Origin of the sequence: Streptomyces yaizuensis, from assembly GCF_034961445.1 — a bacterium.
Taxonomy (GTDB): Bacteria; Actinomycetota; Actinomycetes; order Streptomycetales; family Streptomycetaceae; genus Streptomyces; species Streptomyces yaizuensis.
The window spans coordinates 318,832-326,533 of the sequence record NZ_BSBI01000012.1; the positions used below are offsets into that span (position 1 = coordinate 318,832).

Consider the following 7,702-nt stretch of genomic DNA (forward strand, 5'->3'; position numbering starts at 1 on the left):
TGGCTGCCCGACCCCGGTTACGCGGCCCCCAGAGCGGTACGGACCTCGCGGACCACCCCGTCCGCGAGGTCCACCGCCTCCCGGTCCAGACCGGTCAGGGCCCGCCGTACCCGCTCCGCGAAGCCCGCCGGGGTGTCCGGCAGGGCGGCCGCCCCGGCCAGGGCCCCCTTCTCGTTCACGCACCAGACCCGGTGGTGGGCGTGGAGCGACTGGGTCAGGACCCCGAAGGCCCGGCCGAGACAGAGCGCGACATGCAGCGTGTCCCCGGCCCCCGCCGACTTCACCGCGTTCCCCACGGCGAACTCCGCCTCCCACGAGGCCGCGACCAGCGACGCCCGCAGCGCCTGGGGATACTCCCGGGCCGCGTCCCGCAGCGCCGTCAGCGCGCCCGACGGGTCGGACAGCACCCGGCAGAGCGCCACCTCGCCCGCGTACGCCGGGGACCAGAAGCCCAGCGGGTGCCCGGCCTGGATCCCCACCTCGTAACGGCCCGCCCGGCAGTCCTCCCAGACCCGCTCGACCCGGTCCAGGTCGCGCAGGATCCAGTCGACGGCCACCCCGCCCACCGGCAGCCACGCCCCGCCGTCGACCCATGGCCCCCACTCACCGGGGGCCGCGACCGCGACCGGGGCGCCCGCCACCTCCGTGGCCAGCTCCGCCAGGGCGGCGACGTCGACCGCGCCCCGGTAGTACACGCCGAGGTCCCAGTCGGAGTCGGGCCGCCCGGCGCCCCTGGCCCGGCTGCCGCCCAGCGCGACGGCCACCACGCCCGGCACCCGCGTCAGCCGCCCGGCCATCTCCCGGACCGCGCTCTCCATGCCGTGACCGCCGCCGAGTGCCGCCGCCCGCGCCGTGTCGTCCACCGGCTCGTCCACCCGGCCGTTCCCCCGCTCGTCAACCCGCTCGTCCATGTGCTTGTTCACGTGCTTGTTCACGTGCTCGTCCACCTGCTCGTTCATCGCGTCGGACCGTACCCGCACCCGCACTGTCGGTGCCCGGGAATATCCTGGGCACGTCCGGCCGGTGACAGCGGCCGGCCACGGGTGACGAGGGGTGACGAGGGGCGTGACGCCGATGCTGGACGCCGTCGTGGTGGGGGCGGGCCCCAACGGGCTGACGGCCGCCGTCGAGCTGGCCCGCAGAGGACGGTCCGTCGCCGTCTTCGAGGCCAAGGACACCGTCGGCGGCGGCGCGCGGACGGAGGAGCTGACCCTGCCGGGCTTCCGCCACGACCCCTGCTCCGCCGTGCACCCGCTCGGCATCGGCTCCCCGGCGTTCGCCCGTATGCCCCTGGGGAGATACGGGCTGGAGTGGCTCCACCCCGAACTGCCCATGGCCCACCCCTTCGACGACGGCACCGCCGCCGTCCTCGCCCGCTCGGTCGCCACCACCGCCGCCTCCTTCGGCCCCCGGGACGCCGGGGCCTACCGCCGGATGATCACCCCCTTCCTGGGCCACTGGGACACGCTCGTACGGGACTTCATGTCCCTGCCCCTGACCGCCCTGCCCCGGGACCCGCTGCGGCTCGCCCGCTTCGGCGCCACCGGCCTGATCCCCTACACCTGGCTGGAGCACCGCTTCCACGACGACCGGGCCCGCGCCCTGCTCGCCGGCCTCGTCGCCCATGTCATCGCCCCCCTCGGCGGCGTGGCCACCAGCGGCGTCGGACTGCTCTTCGCGCTCGCCGCGCACGAGAAGGGCTGGCCGATGCCCCGGGGCGGCTCCCAGTCCATCGCGGACGCCCTCACCGCGTATCTGCGCGACCTCGGCGGCACGGTCCACACCGGCTTCGAGGTCAAGCGGCTGGACGACCTGCCCCCCGCCCGCGCCTACCTCTTCGACACCTCGCCCACCGCGCTCGCCCGGATCGCCGGACTCGGCACGGCGTACGGGAACTACCGGTACGGAGCCGCCGCCTTCAAGATCGACTACGCGCTGGACGGGCCCGTGCCCTGGACCGCGCCCGAGGCCCGGGCCGCCGGGACCGTGCAGATCGGCCCCGGCAGTCGGGACATCGCCACGGCACTGCGGGCCGCCACCGGCGGCCGGGCCCCCGAGACACCCTTCCTCATCACCGCCCAGCCCAGCCTGGTGGACCCCGGCCGCGCACCGGCGGGCCGGCAGGTCTTCTGGGCGTACGGCCATGTCCCCAACGGCTGGCGGGGCGACCTCACCGACGCCGTCGAGCGGCAGATCGAGCGCTTCGCACCCGGCTTCCGCGACCGGGTCCTCGCCCGCGCCACCGCCGGGCCCCCGGTCCTCGCCCAGCGCAACGCCAACTACGTCGGCGGCGACATCGCCTGCGGCTCCGCGAGCGGACTGCGGCTGCTGCTGCGCCCCGGGCCCACGCTCTTCCCCTACGCGACCCGGCACCCGTCGGTGTTCCTGTGCTCCTCCGCCGCCTGGCCGGGCCCCGGCGTGCACGGCATGTCCGGGCACAACGCCGCCAAGGCCGTCTGGCGCGCCCTGCGGAAGGCCGACGCCCAGGTGAGCTCATGACCGCGATCCAGCTGGTCCAGGGGGACATCACGGAGTTCCCCGCCGACGTCGTCGTCAACGCCGCCAACTCCTCCCTGCTGGGCGGCGGCGGGGTCGACGGCGCGATCCACCGGCGCGGCGGCCCGGACATCCTCGCCGCCTGCCGGGCCCTGCGCGCCTCCCACTACGGGAAGGGGCTGCCCACCGGGCGGGCGGTCGCCACGACGGCGGGGCGGCTGCCCGCCCGGCACGTCGTCCACACCGTGGGCCCCGTCTGGTCCGCCACGGAGGACCGGAGCGAGCTGCTGGCCTCCTGCTACCGGGAGTCCCTGCGGCTGGCGGCCGACCTGGGCGCGGAGACGATCGCGTTCCCCGCGATCTCCACCGGCGTCTACCGCTGGCCCATGGCCGACGCCGCCCGGATCGCCCTGGACACCGTCGCCGCGCACCCGGGACCCCCGCACACCGCGACCTTCGTCCTCTTCGGCGCCGACGCGTACCGGATCTTCCAGGAGGCCGTAGGGAGACAGTGAGGGTTCCTGGCAGGGGCAGGGTGATGTCGTTTTTCCGCCAGCGTGAGCGGGCGCAGTGGCCGATCCTGGAGACATGCACACCGACACCGAGCGCTGTGTCCGCGCCGTCCAGTCCAAGGACGCCCGCTTCGACGGGTGGTTCTTCACCGCCGTCCTGACCACGGGCATCTACTGCCGGCCCAGCTGCCCGGTCGTGCCGCCGAAGCCCGCGAACATGACCTTCTACCCGAGCGCCGCCGCCTGCCAGCAGGCCGGCTTCCGGGCCTGCAAGCGGTGCCGGCCCGACACCAGCCCCGGCTCCCCCGAGTGGAACGCGCGCGCCGACACCGTGGCCCGCGCCATGCGGCTCATCGGCGACGGCGTGGTCGACCGGGAAGGCGTCACCGGGCTCGCCGCCCGCCTCGGCTACTCCACCCGGCAGATCGAGCGCCAGCTCGGCGCCGAACTGGGCGCGGGGCCGCTCGCCCTGGCCCGCGCCCAGCGCGCGCAGACCGCCCGGCTGCTGATCGAGACCACCACGCTCCCGCTGGCCGAGGTCGCGTTCGCCGCCGGCTTCTCCTCCGTGCGCACCTTCAACGAGACCGTCCGCGAGGTCTTCGCCCTCGCCCCCGGCGAGCTGCGGGCCCGCGCCGCACGCTCCACCGGCGCGCCCCCGCCCGCCCCCGGCGTGATCACGCTGCGGCTGCCGTACCGGGAACCCCTCAACCCCAGCAACCTCTTCGGCCATCTCGCCGCCACCGCCGTCCCCGGTGTCGAGGAGTGGCGGGACGGCGCCTACCGGCGCACCCTCCGGCTGCCCCACGGGCCCGCCACCGTCGCCCTCGCCCCGGGCCCCGGGCACATCTCCTGCCGGCTCGCCCTCACCGACCCGCGCGACCTCACCATCGCGATCAGCCGCTGCCGCCGGCTGCTCGACCTCGACGCCGACCCCGTCGCCGTGGACGACCGGCTCCGCCGGGACCCGGTCCTCGCGCCGCTCGTCGACGCCGCCCCCGGCCGGCGGATCCCGGGCAGTGTCGACGCCGCCGAGTTCGCCGTCCGCGCGGTCCTCGGCCAGCAGGTCTCCACGGCCGCCGCCCGCACCCACGCCGCCCGGCTCGTCCGCGCCCACGGCGAACCTCTCGACGAACGCGTCGACCGTATGGACCCCGGCGGCGGGCTCACCCACCTCTTCCCGGAGCCCGAGGCCCTGGCCGGCCTCGACCCGGAGGCCCTGGCCCTGCCCCGCAGCCGCCGCACCACCCTGACCACCCTCGTCGCGGCCCTCGCCGACGGCTCCCTGCGGCTCGGCGTCGACAGCGACTGGGAGGAGGCCCGCGCCGGACTGCGCGCCCTCCCCGGCTTCGGCCCCTGGACCATCGAGATCATCGCCATGCGCGCCCTCGGCGACCCGGACGCCTTCATCCCCGGCGACCTCGGCATGCGCCGCGCCGCCCGGGCCCTGGGCCTGCCCGCCACCCCCGCCGCCCTCACCGGGCACGCCGCCGCCTGGCGGCCCTGGCGTGCCTACGCGGTCCAGTACCTCTGGGCCACCGACGACCACCCGATCAACCACCTCCCGGACTAACGACAGGACACCACCGCCATGACCAGGCAGCACACGGTTGTCGACAGCCCCTACGGCGAGCTGACCCTCGTCGCGACCGACGGCGTGCTCAGCGGCGTCTACATGACCGACCAGCGCCACCGCCCCGCCGAGGAGACCTTCGGCGACCGCGACCCCGCCCCCTTCACCGAGACCGTCCACCAGCTCCAGGCGTACTTCGACCGCGAGCTGACCACGTTCGACCTGCCCCTGCGGCTGGAGGGCACCGACTTCCAGCGCCGGGTCTGGGAACGGCTGCTCGCGATCCCGTACGGCGAGACCCGCACCTACGGCGAACTGGCCGAGGAGCTGGGCAACCCCCAGGCCTCCCGCGCGGTCGGGCTCGCCAACGGCCGCAACCCCGTCTCCATCATCGTCCCCTGCCACCGGGTCGTCGGCTCCACCGGCAGCCTGGTCGGCTACGGCGGCGGAATCGCCCGCAAGCGCCGGCTCCTCGCCTTCGAAGCGGGCGACACCGCCCCGGCGGACGCCCTCTTCTGACGGCAGGACCCTCTCAGGGCTCCAGCCCGTCGAGGAGCCGGGGCAGCGCCGTACCGATGGGATCGCGCACGACCCCGTCCGCGATCCCGTCGTACGGCGTCGGCTCCCCGTTCACGATCAGCAGCCGGGCGCCGTGCTCCGCCGCGATCCCCACCAGCGAGGCCGCCGGCTGCACCTGAAGACTCGTCCCCACCGCGACGAACACCCCACTCGCCTTCGCGATCGACACGGCCTCGGCCAGCACCCCCGGATCCAGCGGCTGCCCGAACATCACCGTCGCCGACTTCAGGATCCCCCCGCACACCCGGCACGGCGGATCCTCCTCACCCGCGTCGACCCGGGCCAGCGCCTCGGCCATCGGCGACCGCGCGCCGCACTCCGTGCACAGGACCGACCGAATCGACCCGTGCAGTTCGAGGACCTTGCGGTCGGGGGTGCCCGCGCGCTGGTGCAGCCCGTCCACGTTCTGCGTGAGCACCCGCACCGCGAAGCCCGGCCGCAGCCCCAGGGCGGCGATCGCCCGGTGCGCCGCGTTGGGCTCGGCCTCCCACGCCGGGCTGCTCCGCCGCATCCGCCACGACCGGCGGCGGATCTCCGGATCGGACATGTACGCGTCGTACGTGACGAGCTTCTCCGCCTCCGGGTCCCGCCGCCACAGGCCGTTCGGCCCCCGGTAGTCGGGAATCCCGGAGTCCGTGGACACACCGGCACCGGTCAGGAACGCCACAAGGGTCATACGCCGACCCTAGAGCGGCGTTCCGCGCCCCGGCGACCGGTTTCCTCCCCACCACGACACGGCCTACGGACCCACCGGCAGCCCGTCCACCAGCTCCACCGGGCCCCGCCCCGCCGCCAGCGCCTCCAGGGCGGCGGCGATCCGGGTCGCGAGCATGTCCGGCAGATATACGGGCAGCTCGGCGGGGGCGACCAGCCGCCAGGACAGCAGCTCCGCCTCCTGGAGCCGGATCCCGTCGAACCGCTCCACGGGCAGCGTGCCGCCGTCGTACACATAGGCGGCGATCGGCGGCCGGCCCGGCCCGCGCACCCAGTCGACCGCCAGCAGCCCGCCCGGCTCGACGCTCAGCCCGATCTCCTCCAGGGTCTCCCGGCGGGCCGCGTCCCGGGGCGTCTCGTCCTCGTCGGACTCGACCGTGCCCCCGGGCAGCGTCCAGCCGTCCCGGTAGTTCGGCTCCACCAGCAGACACCGGCTGGCCGGATCCCGGATCAGCAGGGCGGCCCCGGCGAGCACCTTGGGGAGCGAGGCGATGTACGCCGCGTAGTCCATGGTCATCCGCACAGCGTAGGACCCCGGTCAGACCGTCGCGGCCAGCCGGACCGTACGCTCCGCCAGCTCGCCGATCCGTACCCGGTCGAAGCCGATCACGGCGCTGCGCACCTGGTCCCGCAGCGGCGCGGTCCACTGCGGGGGGATCGCGCCCGCCCCGCACAGCACACCCGCGACGGAGCCCGCCGTGGCCCCGTTGGAGTCGGTGTCCAGCCCGCCGCGCACGGTCAGCGCGATGGTGGTCGTGAAGTCGCCCGCGCCGTGGAGCAGCCCGGCGGTGATGACGCCCGCGTTGGGCACCGCGTGGATCCAGTGCAGGTCCCCGGTGCTCTCGGTCAGCTCCGTCAGGGTCTCGGACCAGCCGGCCCCGGCCTCGTGCAGGGCCGCCGTGCGCCGGACGGTCCGGGCGAGCCGGCCGTCCGGCGGGATCTGCGCCAGCGCGGTGTCGAGCGCCGCGCGCGGCCCCTGCGCGGTGAACGCGGCGGCGACCAGCGCCGCGGCCCACATCGCGGCGTGGACGCCGGTGCCGTGGTGGGAGAGGGCCGCGTCCCTGCGGGCGAGCGCGGCGGCCCGCACGGGGTCGCCCGGGGAGGTCCAGCCGTAGATGTCCGCCCTGATCAGCGCGCCGATCCAGTCCTGGTACGGGTTCTCGTGCACGGCGGTCTGCGGCGGCTTCAGCCCGTTCACGAGATTGCGGTAGGCGACCCGCTCGGCGGTGAAGGTCTGGAGATAGGGCAGCCGGCGCAGCCACATGGCGCCCACCTGCTCGGTGGTGAAGCCAAAGCCGTGCGCCTCCAGCAGATGCAGCCCGAGGACGGCGTAGTCGATGTCGTCGTCCCGGCAGCTGCCCCGGATCCGGCCCCGGACGCACTGCGGCCACTCGGGGCGCAGCTCGAACTCCCCGGGCTGTGCGTCGGCCGGGGGCGGGGGCAGGTAGTCGGTCAGCGGCAGGGCGTCCGTGCGCCGCAGATAGCGGTCGATGCGCTCGCGGGTCCAGTGGTCGCCGCGTTCGACGGGCTTGCCGAGCATGTTGCCGGCGATCCGGCCCAGCCAGCCGCCCAGGATCCGGTCGGACAGCTCGGTGTGGTGCAGTCGCATGGGACTGGTCTACCGCGTCCCGGGCGGCGGGTGCGGGACCCCGCGAGGGACGGTGGCGTAGGACCCCACCGGGTCGCCCGCCGGCCCCGGACACGGCTAGTGACCTGAGTCGGAGGTTTGTCGTTGGTTGGGGTGTGAGTCGTCCTGGACCGAAGATCCCGCCGTTGTCGTTGACCGATGCCCAGAGGGTGGTGCTGGAGGGCTGGGTCCGTCGTCGTTCGA

Annotated in this window: 8 protein-coding genes; 4 read left to right on the plus strand and 4 right to left on the minus strand. The window is 75.3% G+C overall.

The features are described 5' to 3' along the window. Positions 1–17: 17 nt before the first annotated feature. On the minus strand, positions 18–797 hold the full coding sequence (locus SYYSPA8_RS27285) for a nucleotidyltransferase domain-containing protein (RefSeq protein ID WP_407706103.1): 780 nt from the start codon (positions 795–797) through the stop codon (positions 18–20). Between the two features lie 277 nt (positions 798–1,074). On the opposite strand from SYYSPA8_RS27285, the gene SYYSPA8_RS27290 reads away from it, so the two are divergent. The 4 genes from SYYSPA8_RS27290 (at position 1,075) to SYYSPA8_RS27305 (ending at position 5,097) form a co-directional block, all read left to right on the plus strand. After that, complete coding sequence (locus tag SYYSPA8_RS27290) at positions 1,075–2,499, plus strand: phytoene desaturase family protein (RefSeq protein WP_407706104.1); 1,425 nt, start codon at positions 1,075–1,077, stop codon at positions 2,497–2,499. After that, positions 2,496–3,011: an O-acetyl-ADP-ribose deacetylase gene (locus tag SYYSPA8_RS27295; RefSeq protein ID WP_323449990.1), complete on the plus strand. Its 516-nt coding sequence runs from the start codon at positions 2,496–2,498 to the stop codon at positions 3,009–3,011. The genes SYYSPA8_RS27290 and SYYSPA8_RS27295 overlap by 4 nt, the downstream gene beginning before the upstream one ends. Positions 3,012–3,084: 73 nt before the next feature. Then, positions 3,085–4,578 (plus strand): DNA-3-methyladenine glycosylase 2 family protein, encoded by a 1,494-nt coding sequence (locus SYYSPA8_RS27300; protein WP_323449991.1) that lies wholly within the window; start codon positions 3,085–3,087, stop codon positions 4,576–4,578. An 18-nt stretch (positions 4,579–4,596) separates the two neighbouring features. Further along, positions 4,597–5,097: a methylated-DNA--[protein]-cysteine S-methyltransferase gene (locus SYYSPA8_RS27305; protein ID WP_323449992.1), complete on the plus strand. Its 501-nt coding sequence runs from the start codon at positions 4,597–4,599 to the stop codon at positions 5,095–5,097. Positions 5,098–5,110: 13 nt separating this feature from the next. On the opposite strand, the gene SYYSPA8_RS27310 is transcribed toward SYYSPA8_RS27305, so the two are convergent. The 3 genes from SYYSPA8_RS27310 to SYYSPA8_RS27320 all read right to left on the minus strand — a co-directional run bounded on the left by SYYSPA8_RS27310 (position 5,111) and on the right by SYYSPA8_RS27320 (position 7,480). Further along, entirely contained in the window at positions 5,111–5,833 is a 723-nt protein-coding gene (locus SYYSPA8_RS27310; RefSeq protein WP_323449993.1) for an SIR2 family NAD-dependent protein deacylase, read from the minus strand. 63 nt (positions 5,834–5,896) lie between these two features. Next, positions 5,897–6,388 (minus strand): NUDIX hydrolase, encoded by a 492-nt coding sequence (locus SYYSPA8_RS27315; protein WP_323449994.1) that lies wholly within the window; start codon positions 6,386–6,388, stop codon positions 5,897–5,899. Positions 6,389–6,409: 21 nt separating this feature from the next. Then, on the minus strand, positions 6,410–7,480 hold the full coding sequence (locus SYYSPA8_RS27320) for an ADP-ribosylglycohydrolase family protein (protein ID WP_323449995.1): 1,071 nt from the start codon (positions 7,478–7,480) through the stop codon (positions 6,410–6,412). Positions 7,481–7,702: the final 222 nt, after the last annotated feature.

Coding starts and splice junctions, on each gene's coding strand:
- SYYSPA8_RS27285 (WP_407706103.1), bottom strand. CDS start 797: ATGGCCGGGCGGCTGACGCGGGTGCCGGGCGTGGTGGCCGTCGCGCTG.
- SYYSPA8_RS27290 (WP_407706104.1), top strand. CDS start 1,075: ATGCTGGACGCCGTCGTGGTGGGGGCGGGCCCCAACGGGCTGACGGCC.
- SYYSPA8_RS27295 (WP_323449990.1), top strand. CDS start 2,496: ATGACCGCGATCCAGCTGGTCCAGGGGGACATCACGGAGTTCCCCGCC.
- SYYSPA8_RS27300 (WP_323449991.1), top strand. CDS start 3,085: ATGCACACCGACACCGAGCGCTGTGTCCGCGCCGTCCAGTCCAAGGAC.
- SYYSPA8_RS27305 (WP_323449992.1), top strand. CDS start 4,597: ATGACCAGGCAGCACACGGTTGTCGACAGCCCCTACGGCGAGCTGACC.
- SYYSPA8_RS27310 (WP_323449993.1), bottom strand. CDS start 5,833: ATGACCCTTGTGGCGTTCCTGACCGGTGCCGGTGTGTCCACGGACTCC.
- SYYSPA8_RS27315 (WP_323449994.1), bottom strand. CDS start 6,388: ATGACCATGGACTACGCGGCGTACATCGCCTCGCTCCCCAAGGTGCTC.
- SYYSPA8_RS27320 (WP_323449995.1), bottom strand. CDS start 7,480: ATGCGACTGCACCACACCGAGCTGTCCGACCGGATCCTGGGCGGCTGG.